The organism is Pirellulales bacterium (assembly GCA_035656635.1).
Taxonomy (GTDB): domain Bacteria; phylum Planctomycetota; class Planctomycetia; order Pirellulales; family JADZDJ01; genus DATJYL01.
Window position 1 is genome coordinate 25,095 of sequence record DASRSD010000054.1, and the last position, 25,707, is coordinate 50,801.

The 25,707-nt window shown below is 56.4% G+C and carries 20 protein-coding genes; 10 read left to right on the forward strand and 10 right to left on the reverse strand.

Annotation, left to right across the window (positions count from 1 at the left end; all coding sequences use genetic code 11):
* Positions 1–15 precede the first annotated feature (15 nt).
* From VFE46_04770 to VFE46_04785, 4 genes are all read left to right on the forward strand, one after another.
* Entirely contained in the window at positions 16–2,193 is a 2,178-nt protein-coding gene (locus tag VFE46_04770) for a tetratricopeptide repeat protein (GenBank protein ID HZZ27300.1), read from the forward strand.
* A gap of 78 nt (positions 2,194–2,271) precedes the next feature.
* Positions 2,272–3,024 (forward strand): YebC/PmpR family DNA-binding transcriptional regulator, encoded by a 753-nt coding sequence (locus VFE46_04775; protein ID HZZ27301.1) that lies wholly within the window; start codon positions 2,272–2,274, stop codon positions 3,022–3,024.
* Between the two features lie 336 nt (positions 3,025–3,360).
* Positions 3,361–5,538 (forward strand): polysaccharide lyase family protein, encoded by a 2,178-nt coding sequence (locus tag VFE46_04780; protein HZZ27302.1) that lies wholly within the window; start codon positions 3,361–3,363, stop codon positions 5,536–5,538.
* A gap of 51 nt (positions 5,539–5,589) precedes the next feature.
* Positions 5,590–6,489 (forward strand): SMP-30/gluconolactonase/LRE family protein, encoded by a 900-nt coding sequence (locus VFE46_04785; GenBank protein ID HZZ27303.1) that lies wholly within the window; start codon positions 5,590–5,592, stop codon positions 6,487–6,489.
* Between the two features lie 38 nt (positions 6,490–6,527).
* Here the strand turns inward: VFE46_04785 and VFE46_04790 are convergent, their stop codons facing one another.
* The 4 genes from VFE46_04790 to VFE46_04805 all read right to left on the reverse strand — a co-directional run bounded on the left by VFE46_04790 (position 6,528) and on the right by VFE46_04805 (position 10,634).
* Positions 6,528–7,097 carry a hypothetical protein gene (locus tag VFE46_04790; GenBank protein HZZ27304.1) on the reverse strand — a complete coding sequence of 190 codons (570 nt, stop codon included), beginning with the start codon at positions 7,095–7,097 and terminating at the stop codon, positions 6,528–6,530.
* A gap of 39 nt (positions 7,098–7,136) precedes the next feature.
* Positions 7,137–8,720 (reverse strand): multiheme c-type cytochrome, encoded by a 1,584-nt coding sequence (locus VFE46_04795; protein ID HZZ27305.1) that lies wholly within the window; start codon positions 8,718–8,720, stop codon positions 7,137–7,139.
* Positions 8,721–8,787: 67 nt separating this feature from the next.
* Complete coding sequence (locus VFE46_04800; GenBank protein HZZ27306.1) at positions 8,788–9,948, reverse strand: DUF1573 domain-containing protein; 1,161 nt, start codon at positions 9,946–9,948, stop codon at positions 8,788–8,790.
* 146 nt (positions 9,949–10,094) lie between these two features.
* The gene (locus VFE46_04805) at positions 10,095–10,634 is read right to left on the reverse strand and encodes a DUF4416 family protein (protein ID HZZ27307.1); all 540 of its coding nucleotides are present in this window, start codon (positions 10,632–10,634) and stop codon (positions 10,095–10,097) included.
* Positions 10,635–10,706: 72 nt separating this feature from the next.
* Between VFE46_04805 and VFE46_04810 the strand changes: the two genes are divergently transcribed.
* On the forward strand, positions 10,707–10,925 hold the full coding sequence (locus VFE46_04810; GenBank protein HZZ27308.1) for an antitoxin family protein: 219 nt from the start codon (positions 10,707–10,709) through the stop codon (positions 10,923–10,925).
* Positions 10,903–11,127: a hypothetical protein gene (locus tag VFE46_04815; protein HZZ27309.1), complete on the forward strand. Its 225-nt coding sequence runs from the start codon at positions 10,903–10,905 to the stop codon at positions 11,125–11,127. Before VFE46_04810 ends, VFE46_04815 begins: the two co-directional genes overlap by 23 nt.
* Before the next feature lies 1 nt (position 11,128).
* On the opposite strand, the gene VFE46_04820 is transcribed toward VFE46_04815, so the two are convergent.
* From VFE46_04820 to proS, 3 genes are all read right to left on the reverse strand, one after another.
* On the reverse strand, positions 11,129–11,674 hold the full coding sequence (locus tag VFE46_04820; protein ID HZZ27310.1) for an IS630 family transposase: 546 nt from the start codon (positions 11,672–11,674) through the stop codon (positions 11,129–11,131).
* Entirely contained in the window at positions 11,641–12,162 is a 522-nt protein-coding gene (locus VFE46_04825) for a winged helix-turn-helix domain-containing protein (GenBank protein HZZ27311.1), read from the reverse strand. The genes VFE46_04820 and VFE46_04825 overlap by 34 nt, the downstream gene beginning before the upstream one ends.
* A 210-nt stretch (positions 12,163–12,372) precedes the next feature.
* Positions 12,373–13,905, reverse strand: coding sequence for a proline--tRNA ligase (gene proS / locus VFE46_04830; GenBank protein HZZ27312.1), 1,533 nt, complete (start codon positions 13,903–13,905; stop codon positions 12,373–12,375).
* Positions 13,906–14,198: 293 nt separating this feature from the next.
* Between proS and VFE46_04835 the strand changes: the two genes are divergently transcribed.
* From VFE46_04835 to rnr, 3 genes are all read left to right on the forward strand, one after another.
* The gene (locus tag VFE46_04835) at positions 14,199–18,761 is read left to right on the forward strand and encodes a tetratricopeptide repeat protein (protein HZZ27313.1); all 4,563 of its coding nucleotides are present in this window, start codon (positions 14,199–14,201) and stop codon (positions 18,759–18,761) included.
* A gap of 239 nt (positions 18,762–19,000) precedes the next feature.
* Complete coding sequence (locus tag VFE46_04840) at positions 19,001–19,996, forward strand: HD domain-containing protein (GenBank protein ID HZZ27314.1); 996 nt, start codon at positions 19,001–19,003, stop codon at positions 19,994–19,996.
* Between the two features lie 389 nt (positions 19,997–20,385).
* Complete coding sequence (gene rnr, locus VFE46_04845; protein ID HZZ27315.1) at positions 20,386–22,704, forward strand: ribonuclease R; 2,319 nt, start codon at positions 20,386–20,388, stop codon at positions 22,702–22,704.
* Positions 22,705–22,723: 19 nt separating this feature from the next.
* Here rnr and VFE46_04850 read toward each other — a convergent pair whose 3' ends face one another.
* Positions 22,724–23,014 (reverse strand): hypothetical protein, encoded by a 291-nt coding sequence (locus tag VFE46_04850; protein ID HZZ27316.1) that lies wholly within the window; start codon positions 23,012–23,014, stop codon positions 22,724–22,726.
* 431 nt (positions 23,015–23,445) lie between these two features.
* Here VFE46_04850 and VFE46_04855 point away from each other — a divergent pair, with 431 nt between their 5' ends.
* Positions 23,446–23,781 carry a hypothetical protein gene (locus tag VFE46_04855; protein HZZ27317.1) on the forward strand — a complete coding sequence of 112 codons (336 nt, stop codon included), beginning with the start codon at positions 23,446–23,448 and terminating at the stop codon, positions 23,779–23,781.
* Positions 23,782–23,799: 18 nt separating this feature from the next.
* Here the strand turns inward: VFE46_04855 and VFE46_04860 are convergent, their stop codons facing one another.
* On the reverse strand, positions 23,800–24,402 hold the full coding sequence (locus VFE46_04860; GenBank protein HZZ27318.1) for a Uma2 family endonuclease: 603 nt from the start codon (positions 24,400–24,402) through the stop codon (positions 23,800–23,802).
* 106 nt (positions 24,403–24,508) lie between these two features.
* A partial coding sequence (locus VFE46_04865) for a sulfatase-like hydrolase/transferase (GenBank protein ID HZZ27319.1) occupies positions 24,509–25,707 on the reverse strand: 1,199 nt, incomplete at its 5' end.

Consider the following 25,707-nt stretch of genomic DNA (forward strand, 5'->3'; position numbering starts at 1 on the left):
ACCACAAGGTGCCTTATGCGATGCTCTTCCTCTCCGGCTGCGGCGGCGGCCCTGGTTATGGCGCTGTGGTGTGCGCCGGTCCTGTTCGCCGACCCTACTCCGCCGGCGAAGCAGCCGCTCGACAATCCGCTGGAAACGTTTAATCCGAAGCAACCGCGCACCGAGGAGGAACAGGATCGGCTCACCGCGCTGGCCCATTTTTCCGCCGGCCACATGCTCGAGCAGCGGCAACAGTTGCCGGAAGCGCTGCGCGAATACGAGCGGGCCATCCGTTACGATTCCAATGCCACGCCGGTGTTGCGGGAGCTGGTTCCACTGGCCTTCAGCTTGGATCGCCCAGACGAGGCCCTGCGCTATACGGTCAAGTTCATCGAGCAAAGCCCGATCGATGCCGAATTGTTGCAACGGGCCGCGGAATACCTGGCCGAAGCGGGCCAGTGGAAAGAAGCCCTCAAATTGTACAAGCAGGCCGCGCAGCAAATGGCAAAGGAAAAGCCTTCGGCGCAACAAGTGGCCGTGCAAATGGAAATTGGCCGGCTGTCGTTTCTCACGGAGGAGTACGGCGATGCCGCTGCCGCCTTCAAGCACGTGCTGCAAGCATTGGAAGATCCTGAGAAGTTCGGCCTCGACGCGGTGGCGCACAAAAAGCTGCTGGGCGATGGCGGCGCAACGTACGAATTAATTGGCGTTACGTGTTTGGAAGCCGGGCAACCCGAGACGGCCAAGGAGGCGTTCGAGCACTTCGATAAAATTCGACCCGACCCAGCCACGCTGGCATTGAATATGGCCCGGGTCGATCTGGCGTCCGACAAGCCGCAAGCTGCGCTTGCGCAACTGCAAAAATTTTTCAATGCCGGCGCGACCGACCAGGAAACCTCGCCCTACGAAGTGCTGGCCAAAGTGCTGAAAAAGCTGAAGCAAGACGACCGGTTAATTCCTAGGCTCGCAGCGCTGCACAACGAGCAGCCTAAAAACACGCCGCTAACTTTTTTCCTGGGGGAGCAGTATCGCGCGGCGGGTCAGCTGGAAAAGGCGCAGGATCTATTGGAAGCGGTCCACGCGGAAAAGGCCGACGAAAAAACATACGCCGCCTTGGCCGATGTCTACCGCCGTACCCAGCAGCCGGAAGAGCTGTTGAAATTGCTGGCCGAAATGTTGGAAAAGGACGGTTCGCTGGGCGCGCTGGGAGACGAAGTGAAAAAGCTGATCGAGGATGATAAGGCAGTAACCGCCCTGATCGAAGCGGCGCAAACGCAAGGCGCTGCCGCCAAGGAGCAAGATCAATATGCGCTGCGCGCCGCCGGCTTAATTGCCGCGGAGGCCAAGCGCTGGAAAGATGTCGAAACACTGTTCAATTTAGCGCTCAAGGCCGATCCCAAAACCGCCGGCGAGCTGTTTCTGGTGTGGGGGCTCGGCTTGTTCATGGACGATCAATACGCCGAGGCCCAGGCCGTGTTTCAACGCGGCATCGACGAAAAAGCTCTGCCCGACGACAAGCCCGACTTGTACTACTACCTGGCCGGTGTGTTGGAAATGCAAGGCAAAACCGATGCCGCGCTGGCCGCCGCCAAAGTCGCCGCCGAGAAACAACCGAAAAACGTGTCGTACGCCATCCGCATTCCGTGGATTTTGTACCACGCCAAGCGCAACGAGGAGGCGGCCAAGGCGTACCAGGATGTGCTGGACAAGTTCGATGCCGATTACACCACCGATGGCGTTCGCGATGCCTGCCGCGAGGCCCGCGACGCGCTGTCGAACCTTTGCACGCTGAAAAATGCCACGCCGCAAGCGGTCGAGTGGCTGGAGCAAATTCTCGACGAGTTTCCCGACGATGCCGGCGCCAACAACGATTTAGGCTTCCTCTGGGCCGAACAAAACCAGCATCTGCATCGGGCCTTAAAAATGATTCAACTGGCCGTCGCCGATGAGCCCGATAATTACGCCTATCTCGACAGCCTGGGCTGGGTGCTATTCCGCTTGGAGCGCAATGCGGAAGCGCTTACTCAATTGCAAAAAGCGGCCGATGTAAAAGATCCCGACGGCGAAGTGCTGGATCACTTGGCCCAGGTATACGCTAAGCTGGGGCAAACTGCCGAAGCCAAAGCCGCCTGGACGCGCGCCGCCAAGGCCTTTAAGAAAGCCGGCGAAGAGGAGAAAATGAAAGCGATTGAGAAGAAACTCGAACAGAAATGACCGCTGGCATGGGTCATTGGGATTTCGTAATTGATCATTTAGAATTTTGGCATTAACAACAGCATTTAGGATACTCTCATGGCTGGTCATTCCCATTGGGCCAACATTTCCCGGAAAAAAGCGCTGATCGATAACAAGCGCGGCAAGGTTTGGAGCAAGCTGGCCAAGGCGATTATCGTGGCCGCAAAATTAGGCGGTGGCGATCCTGACGCCAATCTCCGCCTGCGGTACGCCATCGATGCCGCCCGAGCCGTCAGCATGCCCAACGAGAACATTGCCCGGGCGATTAAAACCGGCACGGGCGAATTGCAAAGCGGCACGCTGGAAGAAACCATTTACGAAGGCTACGGCCCCGGCGGGGTGGCCGTGATGTGCGAAATCCTGACCGACAACCGCAACCGCACCGCGCCGGAAATCCGCAAAGTGTTCGAACTAAACGACGGCAAGCTGGGCGCATCGAACTGCGTGGCCTGGATGTTCGAGCGCAAAGGCCTGTTCATCGTGGGCGCCGACAAAGCCGACGAAGATAAGATCATGGAAATCGCGCTGGAAGCCGGCGCTGACGACGTGAAGCAAAGCGGCGATAAATTTGAAGTCACCTGCGATGCCAATCTGTTCGCCAAAGTGGCCGACGCCCTGCAAAAAGCGGGCATCGCTCCCGAAAGCAGCCAGCTCACGCGCATTCCCACCAATACGGTGAACGTCGATGACCCGGAAACCGCCCGCAAGGTGTTGACTCTTGTGGAAGCGCTCGACAATCACGACGATGTGCAAAGCGTGTCGGCCAACTTCAACATTCCCGACGAAGCGATGGCGCAAATTGCGGGCTGAACTCCGCACCAGGGAGAGCGCCCGTGGTTGGAGGGCCAAGTCGTCCGCCAAGTGCTGGACACGGCCGAAGTCTTCGATCACAATACGAACCGGCGCGTGGTGGAACAGGGCCTTTCGCCGACGCCCATCAGGCACGGGGGAGACTTGCTAATGCCGGCAATTCCAGTGGGGGAGCGTGTTGTTATTGTCGTTCTTGCTTTGGACGACACAATAGCCGTCGCCGCGGGGGCTTGCCCGAATATTCTTAGACGCAGGCATCAGCTGACATTCCGCTTTAGGATGCTGGCCTGCTGCGGCTTCCTCGTCTGCCTTGCCGCATGTTTGTTGTTTCCAGCGGTGTCCCATGCGCAGGTTACTCTCACAAAAAACAGCAACAGCAACTGGACGATTTCCAATGGCTTAATCACCACAGTCTTCGATCCGAATTCCCAAAATGTTACTTCGATTAAGCTTGGCAGCGGTCCCAACCTGGTTTCGCAGTTAGATGAAGAAACAGCTTCCGCCGGAATCGGCTCGGGAACCTGGACCTTTAACTCGCAAGTTGGGCCCAACAACAGTTACGTCGACGTGTGGGATACCATGGCCTCGACCGGCACCAGCGCCAACCCCATCACCTATTCGATCCATTACATCGTCTTCGCCAATGACCCCACGGTGCATGCGTATGAAGCGGTAAGCCATGCAGCGACCGATCCGGCGTGGAGCCAGGGACAAGGGCAGTTTTTGTTTCGCGGTGTTACGTCAGGAGGAGTTTTTACCTCCACGTACCAGCAAGGCACGGGTCCCAACAATCTGGCTGGCGTGAGTGCTGCCTTCCCGCCCCTTACACCCGGCTATGCGGGCCAAACAGTTCAGAACGTCACCACCCAAATCACGGCGGCGGGCGTGGCGGGCGACAATGGGACCAACTTCTTCACGAAATACGACACCTCCACCTACGTGCAATTCGATCAAGGGCAGACGTTGTATGGCCCCAATTATGGCGTTACGGCGGTGATTCCGTCGACCGAATCGATGACCGGCGGGCCCACCAAGCAAGATTTGGCTTTCACCGATCCGGCGATCATCAACGTGGAGTACAATTCCGATCACTATGGCATTGATGGTTCCGGATCAGGCGCGTACCCAGGCTATGGGATCAACGTCGCAGCCAATGTGGCCACGAATATCGTCTATGGCCCATTCGCATTCAATGTGCAGTCGAGCGCGGGAAAAACCGGCGCGCAAGTTTATCAGGCAGCAGTCAGCAATATTCCCACGTATCAAGCCGAATATAACACCGATGCGGCCTTGGTTGCGGCCGGCTATGTTCCCACCGGCACGACAACACGGGGAGGCCTCAACCTGAGCGCGGGGAATTCCGCCGGCTGGAGCGCCAATGCGACGAACAACACGGCAGTGCTCTCCGAAAATGGCGTCAACATGCAGGAATCGACGCTGGGCAGTCAATATTGGGTTCAGCTCAATCAAAGCGGAAGTGGGAACATCAATAATGTGACGCCGGGCACTTACCGCTTAACGCTTTATCAGCTTGGCCAATGGGGGGAAACGCGAGTCAATAATGTTCCGATCGTCGCGGGACAAACGAGTATTCCGCAGAATCTGACGTTCACGCCGGAGAATTTTAGCACCGCCGCGCCCATTTGGACCATCGGCACGCCCAATCGCTCCGCCAATGAATTCACCAACGGTCACGATTCGTCCGTGGTTCTCGGTTCTTCGGGTCCTGACAAGCGGCAATACTACGGCTCCTATGACTACTGGGCCGAAGAAGCGGCGCTCGGTCACAATGGCTTCGTTTCTTATAACGCCACGGCCACCGTCATTGGTGGTCAGGCCGTTCCGGCAACCAACGATCCCAATGCGTGGCTGGCCAATCAATGGCAAACGTTTAATCCGCCGTTGTACGATTCGGCCAACGCCACCACCGATAATTACACGAATACCTGTCCAGCCTATGTCACAGCGGCCGGGGGACCAGCCAGCTATCACGGCGCGTCGTGGCAAGTTCACTTTATGGTTACCGCTGCGCAGAAGGCGCAAGGACAATTTGTCGTTTTATCCGTGGGCGTGGTATCGCTGTCTGCCAGTTTAGTCGTCACGTTGAATGGCCATCAGGAAACCTGGAGCTTTAACAATTTTCCTGGTCCGAACGATCCACAGACTCGCAGCGGAGATGCAGGCTTTTATCAATGGGCGGCATTTCAATTTCCCGTCTCTGATCTTAGTACTACGGGAACAGATAATGAAATAGATTTTGGCGTCAGTGCGCATACGAACGGCGTCATGTATGACGCTTTGCGCATGGAAATTACCAACACTTCTGCCAGTCCTTCTACCACCGGCTGGGACGATTATACCTACATCAACGGAAGTTCGACGACCGCGCCCAATGATGCGGCGGGCGAATCGCTGACGGTAAGCTTAGTGCCCGAGCCGTGTTCTTTTGCTTTACTGGCTCTGGGTTCACTGGGCCTTGGGTGTTGGCGAAAGCGTCGTGGTAGAAATGACTAGCGCGAGCGTGCAGCGTGTTTGGTTTAACGAAGCCAATGGAGGCGGTGCGTGATGCGGCATCTTCTTTGCGTACTTGTGGTGCTTGCGTATTGGCCAAGCTGCGTTTGGGCACAGGAATCTAAAATCATTGCGCCGGGGGCCAAGCTCGAAAAACTGGCCGGTGATTTTAAGTTCACCGAGGGGCCAGCGGTCGATGCCCAGGGGAATGTGTACTTCACCGATCAGCCGAATGACAAAATTCTGAAGTGGAGCACCGACGGCAAGCTCTCCACGTTTATGGAACCATCGGGCCGCTCCAACGGCCTGTGCTTTGACGACAAAGGCCGATTATGGTCATGCGCAGACGAGAAAAACGAATTGTGGATTATCGACGTGGCCACCGGACAGCACACCGTGGCGGTAAAGGATTATCAGGGCAAGCTGATCAACGGTCCTAACGACGTGTGGGTGCGGCCCGATGGCGGCGCATATTTCACCGATCCGTTTTACAAGCGCGATTACTGGAAGCGCGGCGCCAAGGAGCAAGATCAGGAAGCCACGTATTTTCTGTCACCCGACGGCAAAACCCTAACCCGCGTGACCAACGATTTGCGAAAGCCCAACGGCATCATCGGCACGCCCGATGGAAAAACGCTGTACGTTTCCGACATTCAGGCCGGCAACACCTTCGCCTACGATATTCAGAGCGACGGCTCGCTGCAAAACAAACGCCTGTTTTGCAAGCTCGGCTCCGACGGCATGACGATCGACGACCAGGGGAACGTGTATCTCACTGGGCGAGGAGTCACCGTGTTTGATAAAAACGGCCAGAAGATCGAACACATCGACGTGCCGGAAAGCTGGACCGGCAATGTTTGCTTTGGCGGCAGCGACATGCGCACGCTGTTCATTACGGCGAGCAAGGGCTTGTACTCGGTGAAAATGCAGGTGGCCGGCGCGGCACGGCAATAATGTTCTGCCAGGCTTAAACCCGTCTTGGTTTCGAAGGTTTAAGGGGTTGATTCGGAAACAAATTCCGTATTTGGCAATAGCGCTCGAAGCTTTTTCATACCGTCTTCTGTGATTTGCGTTTGATCGATTTCCAATTGTTTGAGCCACGTCATGCGCCCAAGCTCGGGAATGCAGGCGTCGGAAATCTGGGTGTGGCGCAGAAACAGATACTTCAACGTATGAAACTTGACAATGTGCGCGATGCCAAGGTCGGTGACGTTGGTGCCCCGCAATGCCAAAGAGATGATTTTCGGCAAATCTTCCAGGCGGGCAATATCCGCATCGGTAGTGGGAGTGTCGATTAAAACGAGAATGCTCAGATGTGAAGAACCTGCCAGTTCCGCCAGGGAAGCAGGGGAGAAAGCGCCAGTTGCGTCATCGGCGATCAGAGTTTTCACAAATCCATCCTGATCGCAGATGGCAATCGCACCAGCTTTCATCCAGTGCTCTTCATAATAGCGTTTCCGCAGATAGGGACGCCCCCAGATAGCAAATGCCGCACAGGCAATTGCAATCACGGCAATCGCAATGAACAGCGTTCGGGTCGAATATCGCAGCGTTATTTTCATCGGGCTTACATAAACTTTCCCGATCACCGCTACCGGTATTCAGTCCTTCCCGTGATGTTCGACCTTCGGCCAATACTTGTCGAACGCATCGCCGCCCTTGAATTCGACGCTATTGTCGATGTCGTGGCATTTCAGGCAAATGTCGATCACTTTCCGTCGATCGGCATCGGTTTTTAACGACAACCGCATTTCAGCGCGGTAGCGATCCAAATCGGCGGCGGAAGCTTTCAGGGCGCCCTGCTCTGCCGCCACGTGGTTAGAACCTGGGCCGTGGCAATTTTCGCAGCCGTTGCCGGCCAATTGCGGCGTTTTGTCGGCACTTAAATAGCCGCCATCCCAAGGAAAGAATTTCTGCGGTTCCCAGCCCGTCACGTGGCAGCTCAAGCATTCCGGATCGTACTGCCGCGGCGGATCCAACTTCACTAGCGTCTCCAGCGCTTTGGCGTGCGGCGTTTTTTTCCACACCGCCCAGGCTTTGGTGTGACACTCGCTGCATGCTTCAGAGCCGACAAATTTCCGCCCGCCAGGAAATGGCGCCGGCTTGAGACCGAGCTGGTCAAATCCAATTTCCTTCAATTGATCCTGGTACGCCGCCAAAACCCGCTTCATGCGGGCCGATTCGCCCAACCGCACATCCAGCGGCACACGCTGGTAGCGAATGGAAGCGGGCGAGTTGTCGTACAAGCCCAGCACAATGGCATATTCCCCCTTGGCGCCCAGTTCAATCAGCAGTGTGGATGTGCCTTCGATGGTGGCGGCTTGCTTGGGCGGCACTTCCGCACCGCCGGCGCTCACAACAATTTTGAATTGCGGATATTTTTTGGCCAGGGCGAGCGATTCATTTTTGGAAGCACTAGCCAGCAGCACGAGCAGATCGCACTTCGCCGCTTGCAGCTTGGGCAACACCGCCGCCAAGGCTTCGTCGGCCGATTGAAGTTGCACGTCCGGATTATTCACCTGGGCGCGCTGCTGATCGCCCAGCACGCTGGTAACGCCGATCTTCATTCCACCGGCTTCAATCACTTGGTAACGGGGCAATATCTTTTCGTCAAATGCGAACAGACCCGCATTGGCGGAAACAAAGGGGCTGGACTGATTTCCCACGGGCGCAATGCTGGCCAACAGTTCGGTGGCCGAGAGCCGCAAATCGTCCGGGCCGAGCCCAATGGCGCGGTAACCCATTGTTTTCAGCGCGTCGGCGATGGATTGAAACTTCACTTCCTGCTGGCGGCCAAAGCGCCGTACCTGGCTGCCGACATCCAACGCCACGACAGGCCAATTCTCGGCGGCCAGTTGGGTTAGCAATTGATCGCGCCGGCTGAGCCCCCCCTGCTCGTTTTCCTTGCCGGAGCAGCCGCACGGTTCGATGTAGCCGGTCAGCAAGCCGGTCAGGACGAGCGCGACCTTGGGGCGCGGCCAGTCAACAAATAAATTCGGCTCCAGCGAAGATTTCCGCAGCCAGCGACTTTGCCCCTCTGCCGGCCCGTGTTCGAGGTGATTGCCGTCACCGCTTACCTGGGCGCCGGCCATGCGATCGCCACGAAAAATGATTGTGCCTAAGGCCAACACGGCCAAACCTAAAAGGGCCGCCGGCAGTAACCGCGAGAAAAGTTTTGGCGTCATCGTGGTCCATCGATGGTTCGAGGTTCCGTCCTGGCGTTAAACCGCAAGCCGTGAACTTCCCGAGTTCTCACTCGCCGACGGCAAAGCGCACCAAAATCCGTATGGTTTGGGCTTCCGGTAGATCGGTGGAGATCAAAATTTCGCCCAGCTTTCCTTCTTCGCCTCCCAAATGGAGCATAGGGCGCGTTCCCGGCGGAATTTCTATTTTTATTGGAATTCGCACCGGAGAGTCTCCTGTGCCCCCCTGCGGATCGCCCAAGGAAACTTTCAGCATCTCCGGTTTCACGCTTTTGATTTTTGGATGTAAATCGTTCCGATGCGTTCCATGCGCAACAATGAACAGTTCGGCGGTCGCTCCTTCCGGACCGCTGACCGTGCCCAGCGTCAGCAAACTGTGATCATCGTCCCAATTGCGGCCGGCGATGACCACATCGGCAATGGTGTTCCCCTCGATCGGCACCTCCAGGGCCTCTTCTTCCTGGTTTAAATGGATGTGGATTTTCTGCCGAAACGCGCCCAAAGGCAAGCCGGGTTTTACGGTCACATGCGCTACCACGCCGCTTTGGGCATTTTTTTCTTCTTGCACTGTCGAGGCCGGCATGGGCTCGGCGCGGAACTCGAACTTGTCGGCCGTCGAGCTCTCCGTGAACTCGTGGCTATCTACCGCCAGTTGGCCCGACCGATACGAATAAATGTTGATGTCCGCCGTGTGCGGCTCGCTGGCCGATATGGAACTGAACGCCAACGCGGTCGGGTTCACGCGGTACGAGCTGGTGACATCGCCGCTGATGGTGAATGTTAATTGCGGCCGCGCCGGGTCGTTGGTTTCAATCGTGGCGCTTTGGCGAAATGCTCCCGGATTCACGTCTCTGGCTTTCCATTCAAGGGTTACCGCGGTCGAATCGCCCGGCTTTAAATCCGTTTCGGCGATCTCGAACTTCGTGCAGCGGCACGTGGTTTCCCCTTTTTTCAAGATCAGGGGAGCGTGTCCATCGTTGCGGATTGTGAACACGTGCGATTTGTGGCTCTCGCGCTCCATGCTGCCGAAATTGTATTCTTCCTGGTCTGGCACCACGTGTGGCCCTTGTAGTGAAGCCGCCGTCGGACGCATCGCCATAGAAGCATCGACTGTGCTGGTCAGCGAAGCCCCCAACTCCATGACGGTGATGCCCAGGCCAAAGCCTGCACCAAATAATATTGCCAGAACGATTAAAACCCAGTGACGCATGCGGCAGGGAAGAAAGGAATGACCAAAGAATTAAGAAGCCGTTCAACGAGCCTGTACTCTATTGTATCAAAATCATCCCCGACCTGCCGCCTACTGCTTACTGCCTGCCGCCTTCTGCCTTCTGCCTGCCGCCTACCGCCTTCTGCTTACCGCTTGCCGCCTATCCCTTTTAAATACGCCCGGCAGTCGTCAAAAAAGCGCTGGAAATCGGCCCGGCGATAATCGGGATATGTCCATTCACTCGGTTGCCAACCGCCGCTACGAAATGAGAGCGTGATTTCCGCAAAAATTCCCCGGCCCAAATAAATTCGGTGCGAGTGGTCTTTCGTGGAGGCCAGCACCAATTTGGCTAGCGTAATGTAACCGGGATCCAAATTCAGAGGCCGCAGTTCGGCGTGCTTTTCCAAAGCGGCGTATTGTGCTTCCCACTGGTTCGATTGCAGCTTGAAGTCGACGAGCCGGGCCGGATCGATCAACTGTTCAAACGCGAAGAATTGTTTTTTCAGGCCGGCGCCCATCGTGGTGGTGTAATACTCGGTCTCGGTAAACTCAAACGCCGGGCTCGCCAGCGCCATCGGCCCCCAGTGCGCTTCGGCCGTTTCGCGCGCCCAAGCCAATGCCTGCTCATGCCGGCTGAATGCAGCGAGAATTGACAGTACCGGCGCAGCCTGATTTGCTTGACCCATGACGGAAATGATACACTTATAGTAGAACGCCTGTCGACAAAAACGTACACTGATTCCTGCATGGTGTGAACGATGGAACTTGCCAATTCAAAATCGCCAATTGTGGCCGAAATACGCGACGGCCAAATTATTCCCTTACAGCCGGTTACGTTGCCGGAAGGCGCAAAAGTATTGGTGACACCGTTGCCCTCGGACGAGGAACACTTCTGGCAAGAAGCATCGCATTCCTCGCTGGCCGCGGTTTGGGCAAATGAACAGGACGACGTCTATGCCCAACTTTTCGAAAAATGAAGTCATCTTGGTGCGAGTAATTTTTGCAAACCAAACGGGTGCAAAAATTCGACCGGCGGTCGTGGTCAGCGGACAACACACCTCCCAGGATGCATTGATTGTTCCCTTCACCAGTAAAATCGCTGGGTTGCTGGCCGGCGAATTTGTTCTTGCAGACTGGACCTCCGCAGGGCTATTGACTCCGAGGTTAATTATGCCCTAGTTCAACCTGCGAGGCGAAGTGGTAAATGAGTGGCCTTTACGAAACCGCGGAGGAGTGCTTGCCGGCTTTGTAATTTACGAACCGTTTTTTTGACCGTCTGATGCAGTTCCTGCACATTGTCGGGACAATAGTTGCCCAGCGAGTGACCTTTGAGGTGATTCCAACCGTATTCATTGGGATTCAGTTCGGGCGCGTAAGCTGGCAAATACGCGACATGCAGGCGGGGATGGCGATCGAGAAATTTACGAACCGCTTTCCCGCGATGAGCATTCAAACGATCCCAGATCAAAAACACGTCCCCACGCAGATGCCGCATCAGTTGTTGCAGAAACACGATCACTTGTTCCTGACGAATGGATCCCTCGGCATGAAAGTTCAAGTACCAACCCAGCCGGCGACGACGCGGCGAGATCGAGATCGCGCCGATCACCGACAGATGGCGGTGGTGGCGTGTTCGCGTGCGCAGAATCGGAGTTTCGCCTTGGGGCGCCCACGTTCGCCGCACCACGGGGCTCAAGAAAATGCCTGTTTCGTCGATCCAAACCAACCAGCCTTGAAGTTGAGCTGCCTTTTTTTGATCCGCGGCCAGTCGCGTTCGATCCAGCGCCGAATGGCAGGTTCGTTCCGTTCCCGCGCCTGGCGTTCGGGCTTTTGGACGGTAAAGCCCAACGATTTCATCACCCAAGGAATGTAATCGACATGGTAACTGACTTGGTACTCTCGTTCGATCAGTCGCTTGATCCGCGGACAGGTCCACAAGTCGGTGGCAAAGCCTTGAGTGATAGCGCCTTTCAGCAAGCGTTGCACCAAGCTGCGACGTTGGTTTCCCGTCAAACGCGGTTGCCGACCGGGCGCCGTCTTCACACGCAACCCCGCTTCGCCGCGTCGCCGGTAAGCTCGCTTCCAACGACGTACCGTCCTGGGATCGACGCCCAATCGATCCGCCACGTGGGCCGAACTCAATCCTTGTTGAACCAAAGCCATCGCACGAAGACGTTGGCTGATACGTTGTTCTGACGTTCCAGGAGTTTTCATGCCATGACATAATCAAACCCTCGACCTAGGGCAATATCAACCTAGGGATCAATAAACGTACCAACGGCAGTAAAGCGCGGATTATACACCGTTCATCAAAGTCTTGTTCTGAAATCATTGGGATTCTTAAGCAACCGGGACGCGCTGAATCTAGAGAACTCGCTGCGATCTTGGTTGGAATTGAAATGAGATGTGCATGGAAGTGTCTCTTCAATACGCTTTGGCCAGGACGGCGCGGCGGGAGCTGGGTTGGCCCGTGAAAATGCATTTGCCCGGCTCGGGTTTGCAGCCGGCCAACGCACCCTCCACGGGCAGACAGCGGATGCTGACTTTGAGATCGGCGAGTGTTTTTTCCACCTCCGGGCTTTCACACACGTGGCACAGGGCAAACCCACCGTGAATTTCGGGCTGCTCGGCGTTCTTCGGCGTGAACCAGGCTTTGAACTCCTCCAGCTTGTCGATTTTTCGCGTGTTGGCTTCTCGATACGCCAAGGCTCGTTGAAATAAATTCGTCTGCATTTCGGCAAGCATTTTGCCAACGTTGGCCACAAATTCCGCCCGCGGCACGCCTCCTTTTTCGCCAGGCTTATCGCGGCGGGCTAAAAATACAGCGTTGCCGGCCACATCGCGCGGGCCAATTTCCAGCCGCAGCGGCACGCCGCGCTTAATGTGCTGCCAGACTTTGTCGCCGCCGCGCAAATCGCGGGCATCCATAATCACACGCACCGGCTCGCCGTCGTAGGCTTGGGCTTTGAGTTCGGATTCCAACTTGCGACAGAAATCCATCACGGTGGTTTTTTCCTCGTCGTTGCGGAAAATCGGCATAATGACCACGTGCGCCGGGGCCAACCGCGGCGGCAGAACCAGCCCGTCATCGTCGGCATGGGTCATAATCAATCCGCCGATCAGCCGCGTGCTGACGCCCCAGGAGGTGGTCCAGCAAAATTCCTCGCGCCCTTCGCTGGATAGAAATTTAATTTCCTGCGCCTTGGAAAAATTCTGCCCCAAAAAGTGCGATGTGCCCGCCTGCAGCGCCTTGCGGTCCTGCATCATGGCTTCAATGGCGTAGGTATTGACAGCGCCGGGAAAACGCTCGCCGGCGGTTTTCTCGCCGCGGATTACCGGCATGGCCATGTAATCTTGGGCGAAGGTGGCGTACACGTCGAGCATTTTTAACGTTTCTTCCACCGCTTCCTGCTGCGTGGCATGGGCCGTGTGCCCTTCCTGCCACAAAAACTCCGTGGTGCGCAAAAACAGCCGGGTGCGCATTTCCCAGCGCACGACATTGGCCCATTGATTGATGAGAATCGGCAAGTCGCGGTACGATTGTACCCACTTGGCATACATGGCCCCGATGATGGTTTCGCTCGTGGGTCGCACCACTAGCGGCTCCTCCAGCGGAGCGGTCGGCACCAGCCCGCCGTTGGGCCCGGCTTCTAATCGATGGTGCGTCACCACGGCGCACTCTTTGGCGAAGCCTTCAACGTGAGCGGCTTCCTTTTCCAAATAACTGAGCGGAATGAAGAGCGGGAAGTACGCGTTCTGATGCCCCGTCTCTTTGAACATGCGGTCCAGCGCTTTTTGAATGTTCTCCCAAATGGCATAGCCCCAGGGCTTAATGACCATGCAGCCGCGCACCGGCGAAATCTCCGCCAGGTCGGCCGCGCGCACCACCTGCTGATACCATTCCGGATAATCTTCTTCCCGCGTGGGGCTAATCGCATTTTTCGGCGGCTTGGCCATGGATAATTCCTTTCGCTGACAATCCTACCGACCGATCTGCAGACTTGAAACAGGCGGCATTCTAAAAATGCAGCATGACTGGGGCAAGCACAGCTAAACATTGATTACGAGGCCGCACGCATTTCAGATGTTCACCTGGCTGGTTCGGGTTTAGCGGGCCGCTGGAGATCACGATTCCCCCCCGAACTCGACAGTTCGGACGGGCCGTGGTAATCTAACGTAGGGGTCGCTCTTGGCCTTTAGCCTTCTGCTCATGACTTGCCAACTTTTCTGAATTTGCTTCTGAACCCGCCATGACCGAATTGGGGCCAACGCTTTTGGCGATCTCGGAAATGGGCTGGCGGGGCACGCTTTATGGCGCCGGGGTGTTGGCGGCGATGGTGTTTTTGTGGAGCGCGATGAGTTCTGTCTCGCTGTCGCGCCGTCCAGGAAATAACCGCAAGGCGTTTTTGGCCTTAGCAGCCATTGGCGCGGCCTTGGCCGTTCCGGCGCTGCTGGCAATCGCTGGGCTAATTGTAGACGATCTGTTTCATCCGCAGAACTTACGGAATTTGATTTTGCTGAACGCGATCGCGGTGATGTGCGGGCTGCTGATGGTCGCAGCCATTGCCTCGCTGGCGGCGTTAGCGGAAATGAAGCGCGAGGCGAACCAAGAGAATCCCACGCGTGGGCGGCGGCAAGCGGCTGGAGCACTCGTCGCAAGCTTGGCACTCGTGTGGGTTATGTTCGCGGCCGGGGAGTTTTACCGCGAATCGCCGTCCACGCCGGCTGCTCTACCGCTGAAAGAACCGGCTGCCGGCACAGTCGCCAAGGAGGATCAGAGACAAAAAGATTTCACCGACCAGAAAGTTCAAACGCCGCCCGAAGCTCTGGTCGCCAAAGCAGAGCCAAAACAACCTGCGGCGGAAATGAGCTCGAAAACAACCGATCTCCGGTCGACCGCATCCAAAGCAAATTCGCCTGCGCTGGCTGCTAATATTCCGGTCAATGTACTGTCAAACAGCGGTGTAAAAGAATCGTCCCAAGATGGCGCAAAAGGATTCACGGCCGGCAACTTCGGTTGGCCCTCGAGCAGCAGCCCGCCGGCGCCGTCGACCAGTATTGCCTCGGCAGGTGCGGGCAACTCCTCGGCGACGTCATCGAACTCCGCCACAAAACCCAGCGTCAATAATCAAAATCCGGGTAAGGGCCTAGCCGATTTTGGCAAAGCGTTGGGAAGTTTCTTCCCGGCGCCGCCGGAAATTAAGACCGCCAAAGACGAAAGGCTGAATTTCCAGTTCCGGCCCCCCGATGCCGCCTGGACACAGGCCGACGCCAAGCGGTTTAACCGGGATGCAACGCTAGCGTACGTGCGCAAGTTCCCGGAAATGTACATTATTATCATCGCCGAGCGGCCCGGCGCGGAATTGAATTTAGATCTCGACCAGCTCAAAGAAATTACGCATGCCAATATTTTGGCCGCGGCTCCCAAGGCCCAGCAAGTGCTCGACCGGCCGGAAAAAGTACACGGCCTGGAGGGAGCGCGGATTGAAACCGAAGCCACGCTGGCAGGAAGCCCGCTCTACCAGGTGCGCTGGCTGTGCACCCACAATGGCTTTGCGTACCAGGTGTTGGTGTTCGGCCGCCAAAGCGATAGCGCGAAAATATCGAGCACGGCCGACCGCGTGCTGAGCGGCTTTTCGATGCTGGATACCCACCTGGTTTGCCACGCCGAGGGCATTACGCAATTGCCAGATTATACTTCGAACGATGATGGCATTAGCCTGCATCTGGGCGATCGCGGCTGGCAAGCGTGGGATCGGTTGCCTGCAATGTATCCTGCGGCGCAATTTGGCGGCCTGCTGGGACGTGATGCCATGCTACTGGTTTTTCCCATTCACTTCCTCGATTTGAAGCCCCCGTTGGTGCCGCGCCTGGAAGCGTTTTTGGCGCTGGCCGGCTGTCCTGATTTTTCCGAGCCGATCAGCCGCCGCACCGAAATGCAACTGCACGGATTATCCGTAACGCAATGCATCTTCCAACACACGAACGAACACGACCAAAAGGTGTTTCATCGGTTGGCCTTGGTTCACAATCGAGATTGCGATTTTTGCTTTGTGGTATCGTCTACGAAGTCGGACGAACTGGCTTCCGAAATTTTGCAAGATGTGCTTTCGCGAGCGCAGTTTACCGTGCCTGCGCAAATTTCTGGCCAGCCATTTCGGTCTGCAGAGGAAAACCAGCGGTACGGCAAGTTTTATAATTTTGCCGGCTTGCACTTTGTGCGCACTCGGGAAACCTTGGCCAGCGAGCCGTACTTTCTGACGGCGTTGAAAAATGCCCCTGACATGGCGCCGGCGCTGGATAACTATGTGAACATTTGCATTCAGAATGGACACAATCAGCCGGCGCTGGAGGCCCTGGATCATTACCGTGCGGCGTGGCGAAACGAACCGACGCTGCAACTCGCGCATGCCTGGCTGTTATCGAAAGTGAACCGCGCGGCCGACGCCTTGGACGAATATCAAAAAGCATTCAGCGGCGAGGCCCGCAACGACGATTATTTTTCCGCCTATGTGCGGTTGTTGGACGAATCGGGCCAGCGGGCTGCAGCTCGAGCGGCAATCGACAAGTATTTAGCGGCCGGCGATTCGCCGCGGGTGGCGCTCGCCAAGGCGCGCATGCTCAGCCAAGATGGCAAGCACGACGAAGCAATTGAACTGCTGAAGGCTCGGCTGGCCCAATCGCCGGGCAATGCGGAAATTGTGTATGCCTTAATCGACGCGCTGCAACGGGCCGAGCGCTTTCCGGAAGCCCACGACCTGGTGAAACAACTGCTGGCCGACGGCAATGACACGGCCGATACCATCGTGCTGAAGGGAATCATCGAGCTGCAACTAAAGTGGTACAAGGAAGCCAAAGCCACCTTCGAGGAAGCCCTGCGCCATTCGCCGGAAGATACCCGCATTCAGGATTATTTGGCCCGCGTTTCCGGCCTGCTAGGGGAAGGGGCGAACGTCGAAATCAAGGAGCCAATTCCAGCCGTCCCCCTGCCGGACGAATTGCAGGCCAACCAAGCTCCGCCCTTGCCTGCCGAAACGCTAGCCGATGCTCCGGCATATTACCGCGCGTACACGGAGGCCATCGAGTTTCAGCCGAAGCAAGTGCATCGCACCAGTCTGTACGAATCGGTGCAAATCATCAACGAAACCGGAGCCAGCCGCTTCAGCACAATCGAGTTTGAATTCGATCCGCTGAACGAAAAAATCTTCGTGAACAACTTGGAAGTATTCGACGAGCAGGGAAAGCCCATTGCCCAAGGAGATGTGGCCGATTATTTTGTCGCCGACATGGCCACGAACGACATTCACACGCATCGCAAAGCACTGCATGTGCCGGTGCCAGGCATTCGGCCGGGCTGCCGCATCGAGGTGTGCGTCACGACGGCAGATATTGTCGCCCCGGCAGAACTGCCGTACGTGAGCCGATTTTTCACGTCGGTTACGCCGATGGCGCGCGAAACGGTGTATGTGGTTACCGATCCGGAGCGAGTTGCCGCTTCGGCTTCGCCCCAGTTGGAAACTAAGCACGCCGAGCATGGATTGTACTGGCAAGTTGATGCGCCGCCGGTGTTTCGGATGGAGCCCGATGCCGATCCCTGGGAAGTATTCGTGCCGTATGTGCGGCTGGTCGACAAGCAAACCACGTGGAACAGCGAAGCCCAGGAGTATTGGAAATCGATCCATAGCCTGCTGGCGATCAGTCCCGAAATCCAAAAGACCGCGGACGATTTGACCCGCAACGCCCCAGACGATGCCGCGAAAATTGCCGCTATTTTGCCGTACGTGCAAAAGGCCATTACGTATAAAGCCATCGAATTTGGGAAACGCGCTCGGGTGATGAACTCGGCGGAAAAAACGTTGCACAACCGCTATGGCGATTGCAAAGATCACAGCCTGCTGCTCAGCCAATTGTTGCAGGCGGCACAGGTGCCTTGCCAATTGGCACTGGTGCAAACCTCGGAAACCGTGTCGGAGCAAACCCCGTCGCTGGATCAGTTCAATCATATGATTGTGTGCGCCCACACGGCCGATGGTGATCGATTTTTAGACGCCACCGACAAACAGTTCGATCCAAAAATTTTGGTCCCCTTCGGATTGGCAGGCCGCACGGCACTGCTGTTGGACGAAGCTTCTCCCCGGCTGGTGCGCATTCCCGACTATCAGCCCAACAGCGACACGCTAGACGTAAATCGGCACGTGCGCGTGGACGAGAAGGGCAAAATACAAATGGAGGAAAAACTCACGTTCGGCGGTTACTATGCGGGCTCTATGCGCGAGTATTTGAAGCGGATTGACCCCACCAAGCGCAAGGAACATTTACAAGCGACTTTTGGCGGACCGGCGGAAGTGCAAATTCAAAGCTTAAGCATCGAGGGAATGGAAGAACATGGGCAACCTTTAGTAATGACCATGAAGTGCGAAAGCGATCATGCCTTGCATGCCGGCGGTAGCCAGCTGGTGGGACGCCTGCCCGCTCCGTGGGAATCGGCCTTGTTTGCCGGCGAACCTGTGGACCGGCGGGTCGCACCCTTGTGGCTGCAGTTGCCGCTGGTGGTAACAGCCTCAATCAGCATTGAAGTTCCCAAGGGTTACGACGCGGCGGAGGCCGAAAAACTTGCCACAACGCAGGACACCCCGTTCTTCAAAGGCGAGTTGACTTCGTCAGTCGATCACAACGAATTGCAATTGCAATCACACGTATCGCGCGCGGTAGGGCACTTTCCAGCTGCCGCATACCAAGATTACTTAAACAATTTGGACCAAGTACGGCAGATGTTCAGCCCCACCTTGGTGTTCAAGCACGTGGAGCAGTGACCTGGCCGACCCAGTGAATTCGCCAGCAATGTAGCCAATTGCGGCTGTCTGGCGGCAATTTTGGGCACTTACCAGGCAGCCGCTTTCCGCGTACAATCTGAGCATCAATCCTGCATCCCCACGGCAACATTCTTGAAGTTGCCGGGCTCCGGTTTTGTTCGGTTTTGCATCGACGCCGGGCCGCTTGTATTATTTTCTTTGCACATTGTTCCACCGCTTATAACTTTCAACCGATATTTATGCCGCGCCGTTTTATTTCCGAATTGGGCCAGCAAGAAACCATCGATCAAGTGTTCCTGGCCTCGCAAAAGCAGTTGCGCCCCAACCGCAATGGAAATTTGTATTTGCAGGTGGAGTTGGCCGACCGCACCGGCTCCATTAGCGCCCGGATGTGGAACGCCGGCGACGCCGATTACCGCTCGTTCGAAGACGGCGATTTGGTGCGCGTGGAAGGGGCCACGCAAATCTTTCAAGGCGGGCTGCAATTGATTGCCACCAGCATTTGCAAAGCGCGAACCGATGAAGTCGACATGGCCGACTTCATGTCGCTGACGCCGGCCGACATCGATCACCTGGCGCTGCGGCTGGCCGAATTGCTGCGGTCGATGCAAGATCTGCCGCTGCGAAATTTGGCGGAATGTTTTTTAACCGACGACGAATTCATGCAGCGGCTGTCGCATTCGCCGGCCGGCATCAAAAATCATCACGCCTATCCGGGCGGGCTGCTGGAGCACGTGGTCAACCTGATGGAAGTAGCCGACAACGTCGCCGGGCATTATCCCATCCTTAACCGCGACCTGCTGCTGATGGGAGTATTTTTGCACGACATGGGCAAGGTGGAAGAACTTTCCAGCGACCGCGGCTTTGCCTACACCGATGCCGGCCAACTGCTGGGACACGTGGTGCTGGCGATTACCATGCTCGATAAAAAGCTGTGCCAGGCGGAAGAACTGCTGGGCGAGCCGCTGCCGGAAGAAACGGTGCTGCGGCTGAAGCATATGATCATCAGCCATCACGGCGAATACGAATTCGGCGCGCCCAAATTGCCGATGACGCTGGAGGCCATCGCTTTGCATCAGCTCGATAACCTCGACGCCAAGCTGCACAATTTCCATCAACTCATGCGCGACGCCGCCAATTTGGACAGCTCCTGGACGCAATACCATCAATCGCTGGGCCGCAAGCTTTTCAAAGGTCATGCGGAAGTGCCTCAGCGTGCCGATGGCCACCCATGACGACAAATGCCAAGAGCCGCAGATCAACGCCAATGAATACGAATTTTTTTGCCGCGAATGAACGCAAATAAACGCGAATGCGGAAAAAATCGCTCGCTCAGGATATTTCTAAGAGGCTGTTTCAAAACTGGACTTCCTTCAAGGGTGGCTGGGGTCGAGTGCCGCCGAGCCCCAGTGAATAGGCTGCTGGGGGCTCCCTTCGGTCGACCCAGCCACCCGATTCCTAGTTTTGAAACAGCCTGTAAAGCATTTTTAAGATTCTTAAAATCCATATCGTTCGATTGTTATCCTGGCCGCTGAACGTGGTCTTATTCTTAATTTGCGTTCATATGCGTTCATCCGCGGCCTTTTTTCTCTTTTGCTAGTCCGCGCAATCCGCGGCTTCCTTGATGAATATTTCTGAACTTGAAGAGGCGGTAGTCGAATTTATAAACCGCCCGAATTACAAGCCCGTCAAGCCGCGCGTGATCGCTAAACAGCTCGGGCTGGATGAACACGCCGCCGGGCAATTAAAGCAGGCCGTCAAATCTTTGGTGAAAGCCGGCCGCATTGCCTACGGGCAAAATCATCTCTTGCAGCCGGTGGCCGCCGCAGCCGAGCAATTGAATTCCGAACCGGCACGCAGCGGAAAGCAATCGCGGGCCGAATTCAGCGCCCAGCGTGTGACCGGTGTGTTTCGGCGAATGTCTGCCGGGTACGGATTTGTGCGGCCAACCGGCGCCGCCAAAAGCGACCGTAGCGGCGATATTTTCGTCGCCGCCAACCATGCCCAGGATGCCGCCTCCGGCGACATTGTGCTCGTCGCGCTGTCCCGCAAGCGCGATATTCGCCGCCCTAATCCAGAAGGCGAAATTGTCGAAATCCTGGAACGTGACACCCACCAATTCGTGGGCACGTATTTCGAAGCCGCCGGCAACGGCTACGTTCAGGTCGATGGCACGCTGTTTTCCCGGCCCGTGTATGTGGGCGATCCCGGCGCAAAAAATGCCCAGCCAGACGATAAAGTGGTATTCGAAATGGTCCGCTTTCCGTCGCACTTTCAAGACGGTGAGGGGGTGATTACCGAAGTGCTGGGCGCAAAGGGAGCACCCGGCGTCGACACGCTTTCCATCATCCGCGAATTTAATCTGCCCGGCGATTTTCCTGAAGCGGCCCTTGATGCCGCCCGCCAGCAAGCGGAGGAATTCAACGAATCGGTTCACGGCCGGCTCGATCTGACCGGCGAAACCATTATTACCATCGATCCGATCGATGCCCGCGATTTCGACGACGCCGTTTCTGTCGAGCGGCTAGAAAACGGTTACTGGCGGCTGGGCGTGCACATTGCCGATGTGTCGCACTTCGTGCGGCATAAATCGGCGTTGGATCAAGAAGCCTACGAACGGGCCACCAGCGTGTACTTGCCCGACCGGGTCATTCCGATGCTGCCAGAAATTGTCTCCAACAATCTGGCCAGCCTGCAGCCGGACAAGGTCCGTTACACCAAGACGTGCTTCATGGAGTTTTCGCCAGAAGGCATTCGCACCGGCGTTGATTTGCACAACTCGGCGATCTGCAGCAAACGGCGTTTCACTTACGAAGAAGTCGATTCGTACCTGGCCGATCGCGAAGAATGGCACGGCAAGTTGAAACCGGAGGTTCACTCGCTCTTGGGCCGCATGCATGAGTTGGCGATGCTACTGCGCGGCCGCCGCTTTGGCCGCGGCGCGCTGGAACTAACAATGAAAGAAGTGAAGGTCGATTTAGACAAGCACGGCCGCGTCATCGGTGCGCATGTGGTGCAAAACACCGAAAGTCATCAGATTATCGAAGATTTCATGCTGGCCGCCAACGAAGCCGTGGCCGATTCGCTAGAAGCCGCCGGCGTGCCATTTTTGCGGCGCGTGCATGCCAATCCCGATCCACGCAAACTGCACGCCCTGACGGAATTCATCGCCGAGTTGGGCTTTCAAACCGGCAGTTTGGAAAACCGCTTCGAGCTGCAAAAACTGCTGGGCTCCATCCACGGCCGGCCCGAGGAACACGCTGTCAATTACGCCGTCCTCCGCAGCCTGCAACGGGCGGTATACAGTCCGGAAGAAGAAGGGCATTACGCTTTGGCGAGCGAATGTTATTGCCATTTCACGTCGCCGATTCGCCGTTATCCCGATCTCACCATTCATCGCCTGGTGGCCGCGCTCATCGCCAAGCAAAAATCGCCAGGTGACATGGGTGCGCTGGTCACGGCAGGCGAACACTGCAGCGAGCGCGAACAACGGGCCGAAGCCGCCGAGCGCGAACTCACCAAGCTGAAACTGCTGCTGTATATGAGCAGCCATATCGGCGAGCAGATGGAGGCCGTGGTCACCGGCGTGGAAGAGTTCGGCCTGTTCGTGCAAGGCACCAAGCTGCCGGCCGAAGGGTTGGTGCACGTCACCACGCTGGCCGACGATTATTACCGCTTCGACCGCCGCAGCCACACGCTAACCGGCAACCGTTCCGGCAACGCTTACCGGCTGGGAGACATGGTCCGCGTAGAAGTGGCCCGAGTCGATATTGATCGCCGCGAGCTGGATTTCCGCATCGTGCAAAAAACCGGCCGCCGCCCGCCGCCGCCTAAACTGAGCCGCGGCAAAGCCAAGCATTTGCGGGGATTGAAAGCCAGCGGCAAAAAACAAAAGAAGAAACATTCCCACCGCGGCAACGGCAAAAACAAACGCCGCCGGTAATTCCGACCAATAAAAACGGTCATTTGAGCTTTTCGGCCAGCGTCGTTTCGCCTCCCTCAACCACTTTTTCGTCGGGATCAATTAAGATTGTGGTCCCCAAACCATCGATGCCAAAGGTTTCCCAGGTTTTGAAAGTGGGATCGAGAAGCAAAGGAAACGGCAGCGTTTTGCCGCCCCAGACGTTTTTCACAATCGGCTCCAGCGCACGATCGACATCGGCGAGGGTTTTCAATTCGCCGTCGTAGTCGATGCAAATTGAAATGATTTCGAACTGCTCGCGCTGAGCTTTGTGATCTTCATAAAACTTCATCAGGCGAGGCAGCTCTTCGCCCAAGCACCGTGCAATTTAAGCCCCAGAATGTCAAGAGAACCCACTTGCCTTTGTACTCCCCAATTGTCATGTCCTGTCCAACGCCGCGCGCTTCAGTGATGTGCCAAGCGGGCGGTGGCTCGCCGTAGTGCTTTTGGTAATCAAAACAGGTTCCATTGGCCTTGGCCTGTTCGACACGTACGCGCGGCTGAATGTGCGGCGCCGATTGCAAGACGCCCAGATTTACCTCCGGCTGATCCGCACGCAAGTCTACAACGGAAGCGTGACTGATTTGCACATCGTTCTTTGCGTCTCCGGTCGAGCTGCCGTAAGCATTCCATTATCCAAGGGACGTGCCGGGTCATCTGGCGTAGCCAAATCCGCCATGCTCCAAAACTGCGATTTTTCGCCTTTGGTCCAAGGCCGCCGTGTTGGCGGACGGCATCCATTGCCAACAATGTATGGGACTTTTGGCTGATCTTTATGGCAAAAAATCCCTGAGCATCCGTCTTTGCCTCATCCTCAGCGAAAGCTGGTTCCATTTCGCCTTCGTGTTGCCAAAACGGATGAATATCATCCTTGTTCTTCGCTGGCTCCAGCGGCGTACCATCTTTGCGCAAACGTTTTCCATTGCCGCTCCAAAAGGCCGAGATGGTTGCGGCAGCAACAGGCTTTCCCGTCTCGTCGACGACTCGGCCGTGAACTTCGCGCTCGTCGTCGGCAAGAGCTACACTGGCCGCGGCAATCACAATGCCAACGAAAAATGATTTCGCGCTAGCATACGATCATTCCTTGAACAATTCCGCCAGCGGCAGGCGGAAGCCGGGAATGAGGTCGTCGCAGGTAAGCGTGTCGGCAACGCTAAAAGTCTTGGCAGCAAAGTTAGGGCGATGCTCCACCACGGTTCGGGAGTCCGGTTCGACAATCCACACCACCTGTACGCCGATGCGCAGATACATCGTCACTTTGCGATTCAGGTATGCCGCGTTGTCATTTTTGCTACGGATTTCGATTACCAATTCAGGAATGGTTTCTAAATAACCCTCTGGCAATTCACGCAATGGCATGGATCGCATGGTGACGAACATCGCGTCCGGCCCCGCTACGCTGTCGGGGCCTTTGGAAAGAACAACGCCCGTTTCGCTGAATGCTTGCCCGTGCCCTTGTTCTTCGCCTTGTGTCTGCAATACCTTAGAAATCCGCGATTGCAAATTACCGTGGCGTCGGCCCGTTGGAGACATTAGGACTAATCTCCCATTCTCAAGTTCAAAATCGACCGGGCCGGAAGGCAACTCATCTGGCATTGCCGCAAGATCGGCAGCGGTAAAAAGTCGCGGCACCGATTCCAGCGGCGATTGAAATGCTGGGATGTTAGAGATGGTTGCCATAGTGCACCAAGTTACCACACATAGACCACTAGCGAGATTGGCGATTGCCTACTATCAAATTATTCCATGCCAAACCAGAATTTGCCAGAGTCTTGCGAATCCAATGCTATTTCGCTGCCAGCCGCGCGGCGTACTGCTTGGCCAAGGGAGAAAGTTCGGCAATGACGGCGGTATATTTTGGATCGTCGGCCAGATTTCTTAATTCTTGCGGGTCGGCGGTTTCATCAAACAGCATGGCACCGGCTTTTGCGCCGTCGAACTCTGCGTAGCGCCATTTTTCCGTGCGCACGCCCACGCCTTGAATCGTTTTGCCATCTTCGCTCCAAATGGTGTAGGCCGGGTAATCCCACTTCGCCTGTGGATTGTTCAACAGCGGCAGCAAACTGCGGCCTTCCAAACCGTCGGGCTTGGGCAGCCCGCACAATTCGCACATGGTGGGATAAATATCCAATTCCTCCACCACACGCTCGCAAGCTTGGCCATTTCCCTTCGCGCCGGGCGCGACGATGATGAACGGCACTCGCGCCCCTTGTTCGAACAGCGAGCCGGCTTTGGACCACTTGCCGCGCTCGCCAAGTTGGTAACCGTGATCGGCGACAAACACAATGACCGTGTTTTCGCGCAGGCCAAGCTTGTCGAGCTGGGCAATCACGCGGCCCACGTTATCGTCGACGAACGAACACGCCGCCAGGTAAGCCTGAATGACTTTGCGGGCTTCTTCCGGCGAGGCATCGCGGCCGATGAACAAATCGGCATTCTTGGGGCGAATTGATGCTTTGGGAAATCCATCCGGCACGGTGGGCCGCGGAGCAAAATTCGGCGGCAGCGGAATTTTATCGACATCGTACAAATCGAAAAATTTTTGCGGCGCGGTCGGCGGACTGTGCGGCTTGACGAATCCGCAACCCAGGAAAAATGGCCTGTCGCTATCTTTGAACCGTTTTAGATATTCAATGGCGCGATCGGCCACGTGCGAATCGCCGTGGTTGGATCCGTCCCCCTCCAGCACGATCACGCGATCGGAAGCTTGGGCGCGGGTGACACCGGAGGGGTTTTTGGCGGCAGCGCGACCACCGGTCGCGGCTTGATGAGAGTCATCTGACTTGGGCAATTCGGTTTTCGCCGGATCGGACTTTGACGACTCCGATTTTTGCGAATCTGATTTCGGTTGAGGCGTTGCTTTTTCCAACGGTCGGGCTTCATCGGGATCGGCCGATGGCAAACTTCCCGGAGTAACTTTTTCGGGGTCGTCGACCCCCGCCAAAAATCGGGACACGCCGCCTTCGGTCCAGGCTTCCGTATCGT

Excerpts from the sequence above, each read along its gene's own strand:
- VFE46_04770 (HZZ27300.1), top strand. The coding sequence starts at position 16 with ATGCGATGCTCTTCCTCTCCGGCTGCGGCGGCGGCCCTGGTTATGGCG.
- VFE46_04775 (HZZ27301.1), top strand. The coding sequence starts at position 2,272 with ATGGCTGGTCATTCCCATTGGGCCAACATTTCCCGGAAAAAAGCGCTG.
- VFE46_04785 (HZZ27303.1), top strand. The coding sequence starts at position 5,590 with ATGCGGCATCTTCTTTGCGTACTTGTGGTGCTTGCGTATTGGCCAAGC.
- VFE46_04790 (HZZ27304.1), bottom strand. The coding sequence starts at position 7,097 with ATGAAAATAACGCTGCGATATTCGACCCGAACGCTGTTCATTGCGATT.
- VFE46_04795 (HZZ27305.1), bottom strand. The coding sequence starts at position 8,720 with ATGACGCCAAAACTTTTCTCGCGGTTACTGCCGGCGGCCCTTTTAGGT.
- VFE46_04800 (HZZ27306.1), bottom strand. The coding sequence starts at position 9,948 with ATGCGTCACTGGGTTTTAATCGTTCTGGCAATATTATTTGGTGCAGGC.
- VFE46_04805 (HZZ27307.1), bottom strand. The coding sequence starts at position 10,634 with ATGGGTCAAGCAAATCAGGCTGCGCCGGTACTGTCAATTCTCGCTGCA.
- VFE46_04810 (HZZ27308.1), top strand. The coding sequence starts at position 10,707 with ATGGAACTTGCCAATTCAAAATCGCCAATTGTGGCCGAAATACGCGAC.
- VFE46_04815 (HZZ27309.1), top strand. The coding sequence starts at position 10,903 with ATGCCCAACTTTTCGAAAAATGAAGTCATCTTGGTGCGAGTAATTTTT.
- VFE46_04825 (HZZ27311.1), bottom strand. The coding sequence starts at position 12,162 with ATGAAAACTCCTGGAACGTCAGAACAACGTATCAGCCAACGTCTTCGT.
- proS (HZZ27312.1), bottom strand. The coding sequence starts at position 13,905 with ATGGCCAAGCCGCCGAAAAATGCGATTAGCCCCACGCGGGAAGAAGAT.
- VFE46_04835 (HZZ27313.1), top strand. The coding sequence starts at position 14,199 with ATGACCGAATTGGGGCCAACGCTTTTGGCGATCTCGGAAATGGGCTGG.
- VFE46_04840 (HZZ27314.1), top strand. The coding sequence starts at position 19,001 with ATGCCGCGCCGTTTTATTTCCGAATTGGGCCAGCAAGAAACCATCGAT.
- rnr (HZZ27315.1), top strand. The coding sequence starts at position 20,386 with ATGAATATTTCTGAACTTGAAGAGGCGGTAGTCGAATTTATAAACCGC.
- VFE46_04850 (HZZ27316.1), bottom strand. The coding sequence starts at position 23,014 with ATGAAGTTTTATGAAGATCACAAAGCTCAGCGCGAGCAGTTCGAAATC.
- VFE46_04860 (HZZ27318.1), bottom strand. The coding sequence starts at position 24,402 with ATGGCAACCATCTCTAACATCCCAGCATTTCAATCGCCGCTGGAATCG.